General features: G+C 62.0%; 9 protein-coding genes. 3 read left to right on the top strand and 6 right to left on the bottom strand.

All coding sequences use genetic code 11. The annotated features are described in order from the left end of the window. Nucleotides 1-517: 517 nt before the first annotated feature. The 6 genes from X265_RS11500 to X265_RS11470 all read right to left on the bottom strand — a co-directional run bounded on the left by X265_RS11500 (nucleotide 518) and on the right by X265_RS11470 (nucleotide 15,580). Nucleotides 518-7,531 carry a type VI secretion system tube protein Hcp gene (locus tag X265_RS11500; protein WP_128964929.1) on the bottom strand — a complete coding sequence of 2,338 codons (7,014 nt, stop codon included), beginning with the start codon at nucleotides 7,529-7,531 and terminating at the stop codon, nucleotides 518-520. A 2,737-nt stretch (nucleotides 7,532-10,268) separates the two neighbouring features. Next, a complete protein-coding gene (locus tag X265_RS11490; RefSeq protein WP_128964928.1) occupies nucleotides 10,269-10,649 on the bottom strand; it encodes a hypothetical protein in 381 nt (126 codons plus the stop codon). A 238-nt stretch (nucleotides 10,650-10,887) separates the two neighbouring features. Then, nucleotides 10,888-12,234, bottom strand: coding sequence for an alpha/beta hydrolase (locus tag X265_RS11485; RefSeq protein WP_128964927.1), 1,347 nt, complete (start codon nucleotides 12,232-12,234; stop codon nucleotides 10,888-10,890). A 99-nt stretch (nucleotides 12,235-12,333) separates the two neighbouring features. Beyond that, a complete protein-coding gene (locus X265_RS11480; RefSeq protein ID WP_128964926.1) occupies nucleotides 12,334-14,121 on the bottom strand; it encodes a chloride channel protein in 1,788 nt (595 codons plus the stop codon). 7 nt (nucleotides 14,122-14,128) lie between these two features. Then, complete coding sequence (locus tag X265_RS11475) at nucleotides 14,129-14,782, bottom strand: L-fuculose-phosphate aldolase (protein WP_188637457.1); 654 nt, start codon at nucleotides 14,780-14,782, stop codon at nucleotides 14,129-14,131. 171 nt (nucleotides 14,783-14,953) lie between these two features. Beyond that, the gene (locus X265_RS11470) at nucleotides 14,954-15,580 is read right to left on the bottom strand and encodes a MarC family protein (protein ID WP_128964925.1); all 627 of its coding nucleotides are present in this window, start codon (nucleotides 15,578-15,580) and stop codon (nucleotides 14,954-14,956) included. 275 nt (nucleotides 15,581-15,855) lie between these two features. Between X265_RS11470 and X265_RS11465 the strand changes: the two genes are divergently transcribed. The 3 genes from X265_RS11465 to X265_RS11455 are packed head-to-tail and all read left to right on the top strand — an operon-like array spanning nucleotide 15,856 to nucleotide 17,866. Then, on the top strand, nucleotides 15,856-16,674 hold the full coding sequence (locus X265_RS11465) for a gamma-glutamyl-gamma-aminobutyrate hydrolase family protein (protein WP_128964924.1): 819 nt from the start codon (nucleotides 15,856-15,858) through the stop codon (nucleotides 16,672-16,674). Nucleotides 16,675-16,677: 3 nt separating this feature from the next. Further along, entirely contained in the window at nucleotides 16,678-17,214 is a 537-nt protein-coding gene (locus X265_RS11460) for a carboxylate-amine ligase (RefSeq protein ID WP_128964923.1), read from the top strand. Further along, on the top strand, nucleotides 17,186-17,866 hold the full coding sequence (locus X265_RS11455; RefSeq protein ID WP_164938522.1) for a glutamate-cysteine ligase family protein: 681 nt from the start codon (nucleotides 17,186-17,188) through the stop codon (nucleotides 17,864-17,866). The genes X265_RS11460 and X265_RS11455 overlap by 29 nt, the downstream gene beginning before the upstream one ends. Nucleotides 17,867-17,936: the final 70 nt, after the last annotated feature.

Raw genomic sequence — 17,936 nt, 5'->3', positions numbered from 1 at the left:
ATCCGAGTTGCCCATCAGCTGCAACAGATGCTTATCGGCTTCAGCCCCGACCGGGATTACCGCTACATCGAGATCAATCGCGCGCTGCGGCGGATGTGCCCCGACCTGATTGCGCAACTTCGCTGAGGTGGTCGACCTGCTGAAGGAGAAGCACCTCGCACTCAACTCCTTTTCAGAACTGCGCAAGCTAGGACCGATCCGACAGATCGGGGCGCCGAGCTGATGATCGTAATTCAACCTGGTGCTGGCGGTCGGCTACGTGTCAAACCTGCTCCGCAACCGCAAGGTGGTCGGATATCTTGCCAAGCACCCTCAGGAATTGCTGTTCGAATTCCGGCGCATCACAGAATCCGAGCTCAACGCGGCGTGACGCTCCGCGGGTATTAAATCAGTTTCGCGGCGTTCGCGTATGCGTATCGAAGACGTCGATTGATAACCCCCTCTCAACTTCTGACACCGCTAACTTGAGCTTCGCGGCCCCTTCGCAGGTCGCGTGCTATTGATCATCCGATGACGATCAGACTAGGAATAGATCCTGATGCAGGTGCGCAAACGCCGTCAGGATGTTGTGGTCGACGGGTGCGAGCGGGCCGGCCGTAAAGTTGAAGGTCTGACCCGCCTTGAGCGAACCATCGGCATTCTGAGCTGCGATCGTCTCGCTGCCTCTGTTGAAGTCGAAAGCGATCGCCGTGTCGTGGCCTCCGTCGCTGGCAAAGCCTGCCACCGTCGCGTCGGTCAGCTTCAGGTCATAGAGCTTCTGCAGCGCATCGCCCTGCGGCTTCAGACCCACAAGCTCAATCGTGGGGATGTGCCTGCCTGTCGCTGCATCTGCCAGGAGCTTTACCAGCCCGGCCGAGAGCCTGCCGATATCGACCGTCAACGGATCGAACTGCGCCTTGCCTGCACCAGCGCCCGACCCCGCGGCCAGCTTGGTCAGCTCGTTGAACGTGAACTCGTCAACCGTGAAGGCACCCTCATAGCCCTTCACTGTCGAATCGCCCTGGATCCCGTCCACCTTCAACAGGTAGGTTAGCTGAGGCCCGCTGTGATCATGCGCAAACGCCGTCAGGATGTTGTGGTCGACGGGTGCGAGCGGGCCGGCCGTAAAGTTGAAGGTCTGACCCGCATTGAGCGAACCGTCGGCATTCTGAGCTGCGATCGTCTCGCTGCCTCTGTTGAAGTCGAAAGCGATCGCCGTGTCGTGGCCGCCGTCGCTGGCAAAGCCTGCCACCGTCGCGTCGGTCAGCTTCAGGTCATAGAGCTTCTGCAGCGCATCGCCCTGTGGCTTCAGACCCACAAGCTCAATCGTGGGGATGTGCCTGCCTGTCGCTGCATCTGCCAGGAGCTTTACCAGCCCGGCCGAGAGCTTGCCGATATCGACCGTCAACGGATCGAACTGCGCCTTGCCTGCACCACCACCGCCCGCCCCCGCGGCCAGCTTGGTCAGCTCGTTGAACGTGAACTCGTCAACTGTGAAGGCACCCTCATAGCCCTTCACTGTCGAATCGCCCTGGATCCCGTCCACCTTCAACAGGTAGGTTAGCTGAGGCCCGCTGTGATCATGCGCAAACGCCGTCAGGATGTCGTGGTCGACGGGCGCGAGCGGGCCGGCCGTAAAGTTGAAGGTCTGACCCGCATTGAGCGAACCGTCGGCATTCTGACCTGCGATCGTCTCGCTGCCTCTGTTGAAGTCGAAAGCGATCGCCGTGTCGTGGCCGCCGTCGCTGGCAAAGCCTGCCACCGTCGCGTCGGTCAGCTTCAGGTCATAGAGCTTCTGCAGCGCATCGCCCTGTGGCTTCAGACCCACAAGCTCAATCGTGGGGATGTGCCTGCCTGTCGCTGCATCTGCCAGGAGCTTTACCAGCCCGGCCGAGAGCTTGCCGATATCGACCGTCAACGGATCGAACTGCGCCTTGCCTGCACCACCACCGCCCGCCCCCGCGGCCAGCTTGGTCAGCTCGTTGAACGTGAACTCGTCAACTGTGAAGGCACCCTCATAGCCCTTCACTGTCGAATCGCCCTGGATCCCGTCCACCTTCAACAGGTAGGTTAGCTGAGGCCCGCTGTGATCATGCGCAAACGCCGTCAGGATGTTGTGGTCGACGGGTGCGAGCGGGCCGGCCGTAAAGTTGAAGGTCTGACCCGCCTTGAGCGAACCATCGGCATTCTGAGCTGCGATCGTCTCGCTGCCTCTGTTGAAGTCGAAAGCGATCGCCGTGTCGTGGCCTCCGTCGCTGGCAAAGCCTGCCACCGTCGCGTCGGTCAGCTTCAGGTCATAGAGCTTCTGCAGCGCATCGCCCTGCGGCTTCAGACCCACAAGCTCAATCGTGGGGATGTGCCTGCCTGTCGCTGCATCTGCCAGGAGCTTTACCAGCCCGGCCGAGAGCCTGCCGATATCGACCGTCAACGGATCGAACTGCGCCTTGCCTGCACCAGCGCCCGACCCCGCGGCCAGCTTGGTCAGCTCGTTGAACGTGAACTCGTCAACCGTGAAGGCACCCTCATAGCCCTTCACTGTCGAATCGCCCTGGATCCCGTCCACCTTCAACAGGTAGGTTAGCTGAGGCCCGCTGTGATCATGCGCAAACGCCGTCAGGATGTTGTGGTCGACGGGTGCGAGCGGGCCGGCCGTAAAGTTGAAGGTCTGACCCGCATTGAGCGAACCGTCGGCATTCTGAGCTGCGATCGTCTCGCTGCCTCTGTTGAAGTCGAAAGCGATCGCCGTGTCGTGGCCGCCGTCGCTGGCAAAGCCTGCCACCGTCGCGTCGGTCAGCTTCAGGTCATAGAGCTTCTGCAGCGCATCGCCCTGCGGCTTCAGACCCACAAGCTCAATCGTGGGGATGTGCCTGCCTGTCGCTGCATCTGCCAGGAGCTTTACCAGCCCGGCCGAGAGCTTGCCGATATCGACCGTCAACGGATCGAACTGCGCCTTGCCTGCACCACCACCGCCCGCCCCCGCGGCCAGCTTGGTCAGCTCGTTGAACGTGAACTCGTCAACCGTGAAGGCACCCTCATAGCCCTTCACTGTCGAATCGCCCTGGATCCCGTCCACCTTCAACAGGTAGGTTAGCTGAGGCCCGCTGTGATCATGCGCAAACGCCGTCAGGATGTCGTGGTCGACGGGCGCGAGCGGGCCGGCCGTAAAGTTGAAGGTCTGACCCGCATTGAGCGAACCGTCGGCATTCTGACCTGCGATCGTCTCGCTGCCTCTGTTGAAGTCGAAAGCGATCGCCGTGTCGTGGCCGCCGTCGCTGGCAAAGCCTGCCACCGTCGCGTCGGTCAGCTTCAGGTCATAGAGCTTCTGCAGCGCATCGCCCTGCGGCTTCAGACCCACAAGCTCAATCGTGGGGATGTGCCTGCCTGTCGCTGCATCTGCCAGGAGCTTTACCAGCCCGGCCGAGAGCCTGCCGATATCGACCGTCAACGGATCGAACTGCGCCTTGCCTGCACCACCACCGCCCGCCCCCGCGGCCAGCTTGGTCAGCTCGTTGAACGTGAACTCGTCAACCGTGAAGGCACCCTCATAGCCCTTCACTGTCGAATCGCCCTGAATCCCGTCCACCTTCAACAGGTAGGTTAGATTTTTCGTCGATAGGACGTTAATGCTCACAATTCCGGAACTGCTCTGGGGATCGCTGCGGCCGTCAGTTGTTCCGTCATCAGTGACCGTATAATTGAATGAGGCGCCTCCGATATAGTCCTTGTCGGGCGTAAAAATAACCTGGCCGCCGACCAGCGAAACCCGACCATGGGTGTCTGGCGTTGCGGAAACTGACGTCACTTTCAAGTGCTGGTCGGCTTCATTCGTGGGCCCAGGAACATCATTGGCGATCAGATCGGACGCGGCGAAGACGAGCTTGCTGTTTTCGGTTGTCGTTTTGACATCCGCGTTAGCTATTGGCGCGTCGTTGACCTCGCGAACGTTCAGCTTGAATGTCGCGACATTCGACGTCAGATCTCCATCGCTGCTTTGGAACGTAAAGGAATCAGTCCCATTGAAATCTGCAGTCGGCGTGAAAACAAACGAACCATCTTGATGGAAATCGATCGTTCCGTGTTGAGGACTGGATACAAGGCTGTACGTAATCGGGCCGGGAAGTTGATCAGGATCAGTCGCGATAGCGTGCCCGGAAATGGAATTGTCTTCGTTACCTGTGGCACTCCCGTACAGCGCAACTGGCGCTTGATTGAGATCGAACACGTGGATCGCCTCGGCGCCGTATTCGAGATCGAGCGTGGTGATGCCGCTGTCATTGACGCCCAACGTCTTGGCTGCAGCCAGGCCAAAGCTGTAGTCGACCGCAAGATGGCTGGTATCGCCGCTCTCGTGATAGCCGAGGACATCAACCTCCTTGAACGCCGTACCAGAGGCGAGCATCTGGAACAGCTTCGGATCCAGCCCGAGCTGCGAGAAGCTCAGATGCAAGGGATTGAAGGTGACCTTGCCTGCTCCTGCACCAGTCGACTGGCTGCCGATGTTCAGCGTCTGGTCGTCGCTGAACGAGAAGCCATGCAGGCCGAACAGCTTGTTGCCGTCGACCGTGAACGTCGTCCCGTCATACATCGAGAAGCGCACGTAGTAGTCCAGCGAGGCGCCTGCGCTGTCGGGCGCAACTCCACTCGCCGGCAATGTCAGCGGCGCAGCCAGCGGCGGTCCGGAATGGACGCCGTCGCTGAACCCGGAGATGTTCTTGATGCGGTTCCAGGATGACGTCGCATCCGGGGTCGAGGAGTATGAGCCGTCGAGATGCTGATTGAAGATCTGCATCGCCTCGGCGCCGTATTCGAGGTCGAGCGTGGTGATGCCGCTGTCATTGATGCCCAACGTCTTGGCTGCAGCCAGGCCAAAGCTGTAGTCGACCGCAAGATGGCTGGTATCGCCGCTCTCGTGGTAGCCGAGGACATCAACCTCCTTGAACGCCGTACCAGAGGCGAGCATCTGGAACAGCTTCGGATCTAGGCCGAGCTGCGAGAAGCTCAGATGCAAGGGATTGAAGGTGACCTTGCCCGCTCCCGCACCACTCGACTGGCTGCCGATGTTGAGCGTCTGGTCGTCACTGAACGAGAAGCCATGCAGGCCAAACAGCTTGTTGCCGTCGACCGTGAACGTCGTCCCGTCATACATCGAGAAGCGCACGTAGTAGTCCAGCGAGGCGCCTGCGCTGTCGGGCGCAACTCCACTCGCCGGCAATTTCAGCGGCGCAGCCAGCGGCGGTCCGGAATGGACGCCGTCACTGAACCCGGAGATGTTCTTGATGCGATTCCAGGATGACGTCGCATCCGGGGTCGAGGAGTATGAGCCGTCGAGATGCTGATTGAAGATCTGCATCGCCTCGGCGCCGTATTCGAGATCGAGCGTGGTGATGCCGCTGTCATTGACGCCCAACGTCTTGGCTGCAGCCAGGCCAAAGCTGTAGTCGACCGCAAGATGGCTGGTATCGCCGCTCTCGTGGTAGCCGAGGACATCAACCTCCTTGAACGCCGTACCAGAGGCGAGCATCTGGAACAGCTTCGGATCCAGGCCGAGCTGCGAAAAGCTCAGATGCAAGGGATTGAAGGTGACCTTGCCTGCTCCTGCACCAGTCGACTGGCTGCCGATGTTGAGCGTCTGGTCGTCACTGAACGAGAAACCATGCAGGCCGAACAGCTTGTTGCCGTCGACCGTGAACGTCGTCCCGTCATACATCGAGAAGCGCACGTAGTAGTCCAGCGAGGCGCCTGCGCTGTCGGGCGCAACTCCACTCGCCGGCAATGTCAGCGGCGCAGCCAGCGGCGGTCCAGAATGGACGCCGTCGCTGAACCCGGAGATGTTCTTGATGCGGTTCCAGGATGACGTCGCATCCGGGGTCGAGGAGTATGAGCCGTCGAGATGCTGATTGAAGATCTGCATCGCCTCGGCGCCGTATTCGAGGTCGAGCGTGGTGATGCCGCTGTCATTGATGCCCAACGTCTTGGCTGCAGCCAGGCCAAAGCTGTAGTCGACCGCAAGATGGCTGGTATCGCCGCTCTCGTGGTAGCCGAGGACATCAACCTCCTTGAACGCCGTACCAGAGGCGAGCATCTGGAACAGCTTCGGATCCAGGCCGAGCTGCGAGAAGCTCAGATGCAAGGGATTGAAGGTGACCTTGCCTGCTCCTGCACCAGTCGACTGGCTGCCGATGTTGAGCGTCTGGTCGTCACTGAACGAGAAACCATGCAGGCCGAACAGCTTGTTGCCGTCGACCGTGAACGTCGTCCCGTCATACATCGAGAAGCGCACGTAGTAGTCCAGCGAGGCGCCTGCGCTGTCGGGCGCAACTCCACTCGCCGGCAATGTCAGCGGCGCAGCCAGCGGCGGTCCGGAATGGACGCCGTCGCTGAACCCGGAGATGTTCTTGATGCGGTTCCAGGATGACGTCGCATCCGGGGTCGAGGAGTATGAGCCGTCGAGATGCTGATTGAAGATCTGCATCGCCTCGGCGCCGTACTCGAGATCGAGCGTGGTGATGCCGCTGTCATTGATGCCCAACGTCTTGGCTGCAGCCAGGCCAAAGCTGTAGTCGACCGCAAGATGGCTGGTATCGCCGCTCTCGTGGTAGCCGAGGACATCAACCTCCTTGAACGCCGTACCAGAGGCGAGCATCTGGAACAGCTTCGGATCCAGGCCGAGCTGCGAGAAGCTCAGATGCAAGGGATTGAAGGTGACCTTGCCTGCTCCTGCACCAGTCGACTGGCTGCCGATGTTGAGCGTCTGGTCGTCACTGAACGAGAAACCATGCAGGCCGAACAGCTTGTTGCCGTCCACCGTGAACGTCGTCCCGTCATACATCGAGAAGCGCACGTAGTAGTCCAGCGAGGCGCCTGCGCTGTCGGGCGCAACTCCACTCGCCGGCAATGTCAGCGGCGCAGCCAGCGGCGGTCCAGAATGGACGCCGTCGCTGAACCCGGAGATGTTCTTGATGCGGTTCCAGGATGACGTCGCATCCGGGGTCGAGGAGTATGAGCCGTCGAGATGCTGATTGAAGATCTGCATCGCCTCGGCGCCGTATTCGAGGTCGAGCGTGGTGATGCCGCTGTCATTGATGCCCAACGTCTTGGCTGCAGCCAGGCCAAAGCTGTAGTCGACCGCAAGATGGCTGGTATCGCCGCTCTCGTGGTAGCCGAGGACATCAACCTCCTTGAACGCCGTACCAGAGGCGAGCATCTGGAACAGCTTCGGATCCAGGCCGAGCTGCGAGAAGCTCAGATGCAAGGGATTGAAGGTGACCTTGCCCGCTCCTGCACCAGTCGACTGGCTGCCGATGTTGAGCGTCTGGTCGTCACTGAACGAGAAACCATGCAGGCCGAACAGCTTGTTGCCGTCGACCGTGAACGTCGTCCCGTCATACATCGAGAAGCGCACGTAGTAGTCCAGCGAGGCGCCTGCGCTGTCGGGCGCAACTCCACTCGCCGGCAATGTCAGCGGCGCAGCCAGCGGCGGTCCGGAATGGACGCCGTCACTGAACCCGGAGATGTTCTTGATGCGGTTCCAAGAGGCAAGTGAATCGGACATGCAATATCTCCGAAGCCTGACGATGAACAGCGAGCCTTCCTCTTCAGCTTAGTCTGACGGTGCTCTAGAAGACACGTTCGCCCACTGCGCCAAGTGCAGCAAAAAATCACTTTTCAGAAAACGCGGGTAATCAAAGCTTTTCACGCCACCTCTGTCAAGGAGGCGCCTTGATGCTAGCATAAGATTCGGCTCCAATCCGCCGACCACGTCTGCAACATGGAGCGAGAACGATCTAGTTTGCGCACCGACAGCATTCGCAGCATCGTTATGTGAAGCAATTCACAAATCCCGCCAGCATTAATAGCCGCACAAGCTCGCGGATCGGCCCGGCATCGCAGCCCGCGCCATCAGCAGACCTCGCAATGGTCGGCCGGGTCGGCGATCGTGCGGGGCACTGCTGCAAAGGCCACTAGGTTTCGCTTGATGTGAGTAGAACGACGCAAAATCGGCCACGCTGTAGACACCTGGCCGGTGCTGATCATCATCAGCGCCGCGCTTTGGTTAGTGCAACAAGTTGAAGGTCCTCCGTCCCGGGTGTCACGACATACGCCGTCTCCGGAACCTTCTGGTGCACGGTCGCCAGTAGGTCCGAGTAGGTGCTGAGCTGCAGGACCATGTTGCCCTTAGTCTCACGGGAGAACTTTGTGGTGGATGACCTCGTATGACGACGCGCCCAAACCGCTCGGTGTCTCAACGCGCCGCAGCACGGCGGCGCGACCACTTCAATTCCCATCCTGCAAGGCCGCCTGGGCGATCACCGCATCGTCATGCGCCATCGCCTCCGGCGTTTGGGCAACCCAGGCGTCACCGACGCCAACACCGGCAATGACGGCGACGGAGCTCCCCTGCTACCGAGATGATCGACAAAATCCTCTTCATGGGTTTTGCCGCGCTTCACCATCGCATCGAGAGTCGAGTCATCACGGAGCCTTGGATTGGCCAACTCACCATCACGGCTTGCTCAAGCACTTCGCAATCGCAGCCTGCTAGTAACCGAGTTCGCCCGCAAGTGTGGCAGCGGTCCTACAAAGGTCGTGGGGCAAATCGCTTAAGGCCAAGCAATTCGCTCACACCGGGCGTCTTAGTCTTGGTCTTAGTTTTAGTCTTAGTCCTGGTCTTGGTCTTGCAGGTCTCGTGCTTGGTGCCGCGCAGTGCGGCACTCATCGCGGTACGGTAGAGCGGCTGCCCCGGATAGACCGGACTTTCGAAGACGAAGCCTTGCGAGTGGCTTGCCAGTGCTTGTCACCCTACATGACTAGCGCCGAACAGCAGCGACCTTGGCCGGTGATCTGGGCTTTGATGATGCCTGGATCGCGAAATGTCTCGACCACGCGGCGGTCAAGGCGGCCGAGGTAATCGTGCCGACGGTCACTGGTAAAGTCTACAACTACTGAACGAAAAACGTGCGGTGCTGGACGGTATCGCGGCCGAGTTGCGGCGGATCATCGGGACGGCGGCGGTTAGCAAGTTGCGGCTGGTGGCGTGAGACCCTTCGCCGGTCCAGGAATAGGACAGCATCGCTTTCGGTATTCGTCCGGATTATCGGCGCTTCCGAAAGCTCTAAGCTGGCCCCCGCCGGGGCTGGATTTCCTATCCCGAACAAGCATTTCAACCGGCAAGGGGTCGCTGCGAGGCGGCCCCTTTCGGTTCGATGCCTCGGGGCGCCGAATCCGGTATTCTTGCGGGTGGCACAAAGCAAAAAGAGATGTAATTTATGAACCATTAGAGACAACGTTAAGCCGACTAGTCTTGCGTAGGCATTGCAGCCATGACCGCTCTCTGGAAAGAGCAGCTTCAAGAGATCCTTGAACTATCTCGAAAGCGCATCGAGCGATTAGAGGCCGACACGCCCCCGGATGCGCGATCCTTGGACTCTGAAACGAACCGTCAAATCGAGACGGAAGCGAAGAACATATCTCGGCTGCAACGAACGATCGACGCTCTGATCTAGCGCTCGGCAAGCCCCAGGTGGAATTCAGGTGTGGCACCCAGCCGCAAGCGAGAGTTTGCGTGGTGATGGTTCCCTGGCAGTGTTGCGCCCTTATTCGGAACGAGAAGCATCGCCACTAGCCTAGCAACCACACGGCCAACCGATCTGCTTGAAAAGGTTCACTTGCCAGCAGAACATTGCTCATTTTCAGAAGCTCCTGAGCGGCACCCATACTCCAGCCCTGCAGAAGACACCGAAAGCTGTCTAGCAAACGCAAGGCATGAACTGGCGGCTGGATGCAGGACAAAAGGGCGTTGAGGGACGGCTCGTTAGACAGAATAGTGGACTGCGCACCGGCTGGATCGGAACTCTGCCTCTGGCACGGTCCCAGACCAGCTGAGCCTCGAATGGCGTGGGCGGCGATTGCGAAAAGCCGTCAGTTGTCGGATTGCGGGTTATCGAATTCTTGGGCTGAACAAGACGCGCCGAACATCGAAGTCGAAAATGGCTGGGGCCAGGACCACACGGTTATGTCGTACGCGCGCCGCTGATGCCACAGGGACTTTCAGCAATGTGCACACGCGCCGAAAGAATGTGGGCGCGACGAATTTGACAGCGCCGTTCGTCCGCCCGCGGTTTCGGGCTGCCCGCTACCCATCGTGCCGACGCTGCCGCGTCCACCGCATCCCGACTCGCAGACGTGACGACCTACGATCGCCCTCAAGATCAGGCCGGCGTGAGCGATACATAAGTTATTCCGAATTTCTGTAATCGGAGCTTAACACCCTGCTGCAGGGGTTTTGCCCGTCAGTAGGGATCATAGTAATAGCGCGGGCCGCCATAGTAGCCGTAGCCGGGGCCATAATAGCGCGGGCCGCCATAATAATAGTTGTCGTAATATTCCTGCCGCCGGCTCTCGGCGATCGCGCCGCCGATCAGGCCGGCCGCGAGACCCATAAAGGCGAGCCCCGCAGCGTTCGGTCCGCGCCGATAATGCCGATAGTGACGCCGGGCAGCGCTGAAATCGGTTGCGTTGGATGAGCCTTGCCCCGCCACGGCGGGCGCTGCCTTGGCCGGCGTAGGAGACGCGGCGGCGGACGGCGACAGGGACGCCACGACAAGGGCGAAACTGGTGAACGCGGCCAGCGCAGCCCGGCCAGCGCTCGAATTCATGGTCCTGTTAATCATCTTGACATCCTCTGCTCTCGCCAGAGAAGAGATAGGCAAACAACACACAATGCGCAAACCATTGAAACGGTTGCTCGATCGCGGCAATCCGCCGCGCTTTGAACGATCGTACATCGGACACCAGATCGAACTTGATCCATTCAACATGAGCGGTTCATGAACAACCGCGCCCTTCGGCCCGGGCGACGGAAAACGCGGACGGCGGTGATGACGCGCTCCGCACGCTTGGTGCTTGCGTTCAGGGCCGGTAGCTCCAGTATTTCCGGACCGCGTCACCTGCGACCTGGAGGTCGAAGCGCTGGTCGGGTGCGAGTTGCTGCGCGATCAGGTTGAACATGTCGTTCAGGATCGATCGCTTCTCGCCGAAATAGGAATGACGCAGGCCGACCAAGCTGGTGTCGACTAGCGACGCATCGATGGTGTCGACGCCGTCGACGACCGTCAGCGCCTCGCCGGCCTCGCCTGCGCGCGGATAGCCGTGGACGAATTTCGAGGCCAGCAGTGCGACGTCGCGAGAGGAAGCGTAGAGCGTGAGCCGCGCGGCGCAGCCTTTGAATTTTGCCGCGAGCTGAACGAAGCGGTCGCGATCGATGTCGGGTGCGGCAAAGATGATCTGGCCGAGCTTGGCGGCGCCTGCCGGCAGTTGCCAGGACTTGACCCGTTCGAGCGTGTTGATCACCGCGCGGTTGCCCATACTATGAGCGATGACGTGGACCTTGCCGGTGCCGACTTCGCAGAGCGCAAGTTGGAGAAACGCCTCGAAATGATCGCGCGACCAATCGATCGTGCTTTCATCCACGGTGTACTTCTTGGTGTCCGCCGCCGACGCCCAGCTATAGAGCAGCGTCCGGCCGGCAAACTTCAGATCCACTGCAAGCTGGCCGGCCCGCCGTGCTGCGTCCTCGAACGTCACGTTGTAGCCGTGCACGAAGATCAGGACGTCGTGCAGGTCTGCCGCCGCAAGCGAATCCTTCAGGCTCACAACGAAGGCGTCCCGGCTGAGCGGACCGACGCTTTTGACGATCACGTGCTTGGCCGGATTGGGCGAGAATTCGAGGCGCCACCAGCTGGGACCGGTGAGCTCTCCGAGGTCGCGTCCGCGGGTGGGCACGCTGACCTCCGCGACACCGAAGGACAACGTCCCGCGCGCACCGCCAAAATAGGTCGCCGGCGCATCGTCGCCGCGCGCGCGATCGGTGCCGTAGAAGACGGGGATGGTGACGACGCCGGTCGCTTGATCGGTGTGCGGCTGGACAATATCCGGAACGACGGACGACACCCCACCGCGACGGGTCACGGTCTCCTTGATGGCGACGGGCGCTGCCATGTCCTCCATCAATCGCTCGATCAATTCCACCGCGGGCGGTTCCGCGAGCAGGCGCACGAGCAAGAGGTCGAGCGACTGGCGAAGCTTGCCCGGATCTTCTCCCTCGCCGGCGCGCCTGGCGAGCTCCTGCAATTCCTCGGCGTAAGGGGGCCATTTGTCCCCCAGCAGATCCTTCAGCCGCGGCCCGAGTTCGAGCAAGGCAAGCAACAGGCGAAGCGTGTCCGACATCGCACGTCCCTCGTCGCTGAATGCGGCCAAGGCCGTTGCCTGACCGTCCCTCTCCAGCCTAGAGGTTGTGAACGATCTGGCAAGTCCGCTCAGCGTGCCAGGGGCAGCCTGCCGCGGGGCGGGTTCGGCCTACGACAACGCGCCCAGCACGCCCCGCGTGGCCTTGTCGATTTCCTCGACATAGCGGCGGCGGGCGAAGGTCTCGGTTAGGAAGCCGACCACTTTGCGGCTATCGGTGGAATCGACCACCGCCAGCATCTCGGCCTCGGCCTCGTCGAACACGGCCATCGCGCTCTTCACGTTCATTTCCGGGATCAGCACGATGTCGGTCAGGCGTGCAAGCTCGATGACCTGGATGTCGTCGGCGATGGTGTCGAGGTCGCTGGAGAACAGGTCGGGCAGCAGGACGAGGCCGACATATTCGTCAGCATTGTTGACGATCACGATGCCGGGGCGCGATCCCAGCACGAATTCCCGGCGCGTCGCGGCGATGGTGGTGGTCGAGGGCACCTTGCCGACGTCGGAGCGCATCAGCCGCTCGACGGTCAGGTTGCGCAGCCAGCCGACGTCGTTGGCGCTGCGAATCGTCTCGCCGCGCAGATGCAGGCGCCAGGTCGAGAAGGAATGGCCGAACATGAAGCGGACGCAGATCGAGGTGACAATGCAGCCCGCAAGCACCACGGCGGTGACGTCGACATTGCGCGTCATCTCGAGCACAAGGAACGACATCGTCAGGGGCCCGCCGACGATGGCAACGCCCAGCGTCGCCATGCCGGTTAGCATCGCCACCAGCGGGTCGATCGCGAAACTCGGGCTGATCAGCAGCAGCACCGCGGCGAAGAACTTTCCGATCAGGCTGCCGACGAACAGCGAGGCGAAGAACAGGCCGCCGCGGAAGCCGGAGGCGAGCGAGATCAGGCAGGCTGTCACCTTGAGCGCGATGACAATCGCGATCAGGCCGATCGTCATCTCGTGAAAGAGGTCGAGCACCATGGCGCCGTGGCCGGCCGCGAGCACCTGCGGCGTGACGAGGGCAAAGCTCCCGACGATGAGGCCGCCGAGCACCGGACGAAGCCAGACCGGCAGCCATTTGAACAGTCGCTCGAACGCCGGCGAGGACCGCATCACGGCGATGCCGACGCCGCTGGTGACGAGAGCCAGCCCAATCAGGGCCAGATATTGCTCGACGCCGACGGCGCTGACCTTGGGGATTTCGAGCGAGTAAGGCGCGCCGCCGAGCCATTGCGCCGTGAGCGCGCCCGCCAGCGAAGCCGCCAGGATCGGTGCGGCGCTGCCGACGGCATAGACGCCGACGATCAGCTCGCAGGCATAGAATGCGCCGGTGATCGGCGCGCCGAACGCCGCCGCGATCGCCGCCGCAGCGCCGCAACCGACCACCAGGCGGAGGTCGTTGCGGCGAAGATTGAAGAACTTTCCGAACAGCGAGGCAATGCCCGAGCCGATCTGCGTATAGCCGGCCTCGAGACCGACCGAGGCGCCGCAGCCGTTCGAGATCAACGTCTGGCTCGACACCACCACGCTGTCGCGCATCGACAGATTGCCGCCACGCAGCGCGTTGGCCTCGATGGGGTCGACCGCGCTGGAGATCTTCAACCGCCGCCGCCACCATTCCATCACACCAAGCGAGAGGCCGCCCAGCGCCGGCGCGAGCATCGCCGCCCAGGGACTGATATAGGTGTTGGCCGATAGACGCACGTCGATGGGAATGCCGTAGATGATGACGTGGGCGATCTGCGCGATCTCGGCCATCAACGTCACGATCGCGCCGGCCAGCGTACCGATCACCAGCGCGAGCGGGATGAGGTAGAACTCATTGCTGCGCAACAGCGCGCGCAGCCGCACCATGGTGCGGTTGGTCCCCTTGCCGTCAACGAAATATCTGATCCGCGCGAACACTGCCCGCCTAACCCTCCGATAGGCCGTAGCCGGCCATGCGCTGGCGGACCCGCTCAATCTCAGCGCTGGAGAGCAGCGGCGGTTTACCGATTTGGAGGCAGCCGTGATACTGCCGCGCCAAGGTCTCGACCTCGACGGCGAGCCACATCGCCTTGCCGAGCGTCTTGCCGATCGCAATCATGCCGTGATGGTCGAGCAGGCAGGCGAGCCGGTCCTCCAGCGCGCGCACCGCATGCTCGGACAATTCCGCCGTCCCGAAGGTCGCATAGGGCGCGCAGCGGATGCTGTCGCCGCCGGCGGCAGCGATCATGTAATGCACCGGCGGAATCTCCATGCCCATGATCGCCAGGATGGTGCAATAGGTCGGATGAGCGTGCACCACGGCGCTGACGTCGTCGCGTGCTTTGAGGATGTCCAGATGGAAGCGCCACTCGCTCGACGGCTTCTGGTTGGGCGCGTGCGAGCCGTCCATTGCCATGAAGACGATCTGGTCCGGCGTCATGGCGTCATAGGGCACGCTGGTGGGCGTGATCAGCAGCCCATCGCCATGCCGCACGCTGATGTTGCCTGATGTCCCCTGGTTAATGCCAAGCGCGTTCATGCGCCGGCAGGCGTCGATGATGGCCTGTCTCTTGCCGAGCTCGTCCACTGTCATCGACATCTCGATCTCATCTCCACCTTCTTGGCGATGGGCGCTTGTTAGACCGGAAGTACGTCAAAGCAATGTGGCAGCGCAAGCGAAAGCGGACCCGTTCGGGCGCGGCCTTGCCTGCGCCCTCATTGCGCCAAGAAATCGATCGTAAAATCAATGGATTAAAAGTTCGTCACAATCCTACGCGAGGCTGGCCCGTACGGCCGCAATGCCGTTGATCACGAACTGCACCGAATAGGCGGCGAGCAGCATGCCGAGCACGCGCGAGAGCACGGCATTGCCGGTGCGCCCGAGCGTCCGTGCGATCAGGTGCGCTGAAACGAAGCAGAACATGCAGAGCAGGCAGACGGACACGACGACGGCCATGATGATGGCGAGCTTGGCCCCATAGCCGGCATCACCGGCCAGCAGCAGCGTCGTCGCGATCGCGCCGGGGCCGGACATCATGGGAATGGCGAGCGGAAACACCGCCACATCGGAGGCGTGCTCCGCGGTCGCCTTGTCGGCCTCTCGCGCCTCGCGATGCGGCCGGTCGCCGAAGATCATCTGATAGGAGACGCCGAACAGCAAGAGCCCGCCGGCGATCTGGAAGGCGGGAATGCCGATCCCGAGCTGGCGCAGCAGCCAGTTTCCGACCAGCGCGATCACGACCAGGATCGAGGCCGCGATCAGCGGCGCCCGCAGCGCGATCGTCCGTTTGACCTTGCCAGGCATGCCGGCGGTCGCGGCCAGGAAGGCCGGCACGAGGCCGACGGGATCGACCACGAGCAGCAGCGTGACGAAAGCGGACAGGGCGAAGTCGATCATGCACGCGCCTCCCGGCGCGATGCGCCATAACAAAAGTTAACCCTCGAGCTCGGAAAAAAAATCGAGCCGCTCGATGCCCCAGCAACCAATCGCGCCGACTGCCGTTTCAAAAGGCATCAACATCCGAGCAAGAGCAGTCGAGACAATTGCACGAGCCCCTTTCCAGAATTGATCCGCACGATCCCATTGCCTGCAGCCGCTGGGCGCTTCGATTAGGGGCAAATGTCAGAGAACTCAAGGCCGCGATCCATCAATTCGGGAGCGCGGCGGATGCAGTGGCCGACGGCCTCCAGCAGTGGCAGCGCAGCGCCTCGCGCGGGCAGTGGCAGGGCCGCGGCGGTGCGCCGCAGGTCGGCATTCTCTCCGACACCATGATTGCGCGCGGCGAACAGCTCGCCTCGGTCGCACTGATTTGCGTGAATGCAATCGGCCTCGTGGCCGGTGCCGTGCCGCGGATCCTGCCGGCGGCACCCGCGGCGGATATCGACGCCTATCTCGATGGCCTCGACGGCCTGTTCGTCGGCGGCGGGCAGACCAACGTCCATCCCTCCCGCTATGGCCAGATGGCGGACGAGGCCCGCGACGGCCCTTTCGACGAATTCCGCGACGAGGTCGCGCTGCACCTGATCCCGCGCGCACTGGCTCGCGGCCTCCCCGCGCTGTTCGTGTGCCGCGGCATCCAGGAGCTGAACGTCGCCTTCGGCGGCACGCTGGCGAAGGAGCCGGACGATCTGCCCGAGGACAAACGCCATGGCACCCCCGGGGCGGACAATGAGGATGCGCGCTACCGGCTGCGGCAAAAGCTGACGCTGCGCAGGGACGGTCTGCTGCAGGAGATCTGCGGCGCGGATACCATCACGGTGAATTCGCTGCACAGCTTCCTGATCGCCGACCTGGCGCCGGGCCTCGTCGCGGAAGCAGTGGCCGAGGACGGCTCCATCGAAGCCGTCAGCGTGGAGGGTGCCAGCACCTTTGCGCTCGGCACGCTCTTTCATCCCGACTATTGGGCGAGCACCGACCACACCTCGGCGCGCATCATCTCGGCATTTGGAGACGCGGTTCACCAGCATGCGACAGCGCGGGAGACCGCATAGGCCATGCACCGCTACCGCTTCGGGATCGAGGAAGAATATTTTCTAGTCAACCGCCAATCGGCCGCGCCGCGCTCCGAGTTGCCCAAGCCCTACATGGCGGCGGCGCAGAAACGCCTCGGTGAACGTCTGACCACCGAGATCCTGCAATCGCAGATCGAGGTCGCGACGCCCCCGCTGGCGAATTCAGCCGATGCGATAGCCGAGCTTACGCGCTATCGCGCGGCCCTTGCCGAAGTCGGCAAGAACCACGGCGTCGGCATCCTGGCGGCCGGAACGCATCCGCTGGCGCAGCCGCAACAGCAGCGCATGACGCGCAAGCGCCGCTACAGCAAGGTCATCAACGATCTCGGAATGGTCGGCCTCGGCAACCCCATCAGCGGGCTGCACGTCCATGTCGAGGTGCCCGATCCGGACTTGCGTGTCGAGATCATGCACCGACTGGTGCCGTTCCTGCCGCTGCTGCTGGCGCTGTCGACGTCCTCACCGTTCTGGTGCGGCTACCCCCACAGGATTGCTGGGCTACCGCAATGCCGCCAATGACGCCCTGCCCCGGACGGGCTTTCCCGAGATGTTCCGCAACCTCGCCGAATACGAGACTTATGTGAAGACATTGGTCGACGCCGGCATCGTCCCCAACGCGACCTATGTCTGGTGGGCGCTGCGGCCCTCTCTGCAGCACCCCACCCTGGAGCTTCGCATCACCGACTGCTGCACGGCGATCGTGGACTCGGTGGCGATCGCGGCCTTGTTTCGCGCCCTGGTCAGGCACGCCGTCCATCATCCCGATCTCAACGCGACCCATTCGGCCGTGCACCGCGCGCTAATCGAGGAAAATCGATGGCGGGCCCAGCGCTACGGAACCGACGGCACCTATATTGATCTGGCCTCCTTCGAGCCGATCTCGTTTCGAAGCTGGCTCGAGGCCGTGATCGCCAAGCTCGCGGGCGATATCGCGCATCTCGGCATCGAGGACGACATCCAGCATCTCAGGTCGATCCCCAAGCGCGGCACGTCGGCGCATCTTCAGCTCGAATATTTCCGCGGCCTGCGGAAGTTCGGCCGCTCGCCGCGGGAAGCAATCGGCGACGTCACGAAATGGCTGCGGACGTCCACCGAGGCCGGCGACTTCACCGCCCGGGGCGGCGAACCGAAGGGCCCTCCGGCCCGGCAGCCTTTGGCCGATCTGGTCTGACGCGTCGCGTTCGCAACTAGGAACGACCTTCGGGGCGCCGCTTTAGCTCAATTGAACCGCAAGAAATGAA

It is taken from the genome of Bradyrhizobium guangdongense (assembly GCF_004114975.1).
Taxonomy (GTDB): Bacteria; Pseudomonadota; Alphaproteobacteria; order Rhizobiales; family Xanthobacteraceae; genus Bradyrhizobium; species Bradyrhizobium guangdongense.
The sequence above is the reverse complement of the archived record's forward strand: the minus strand, read 5'-3'. Positions and strand labels throughout refer to the sequence as shown.

Bases quoted from the DNA above. Each gene is read 5' to 3' on its own strand.
- X265_RS11500 (WP_128964929.1), bottom strand. From the start codon at position 7,531: ATGTCCGATTCACTTGCCTCTTGGAACCGCATCAAGAACATCTCCGGG.
- X265_RS11475 (WP_188637457.1), bottom strand. From the start codon at position 14,782: ATGTCGATGACAGTGGACGAGCTCGGCAAGAGACAGGCCATCATCGAC.
- X265_RS11460 (WP_128964923.1), top strand. From the start codon at position 16,678: ATGCACCGCTACCGCTTCGGGATCGAGGAAGAATATTTTCTAGTCAAC.
- X265_RS11490 (WP_128964928.1), bottom strand. From the start codon at position 10,649: ATGATTAACAGGACCATGAATTCGAGCGCTGGCCGGGCTGCGCTGGCC.
- X265_RS11470 (WP_128964925.1), bottom strand. From the start codon at position 15,580: ATGATCGACTTCGCCCTGTCCGCTTTCGTCACGCTGCTGCTCGTGGTC.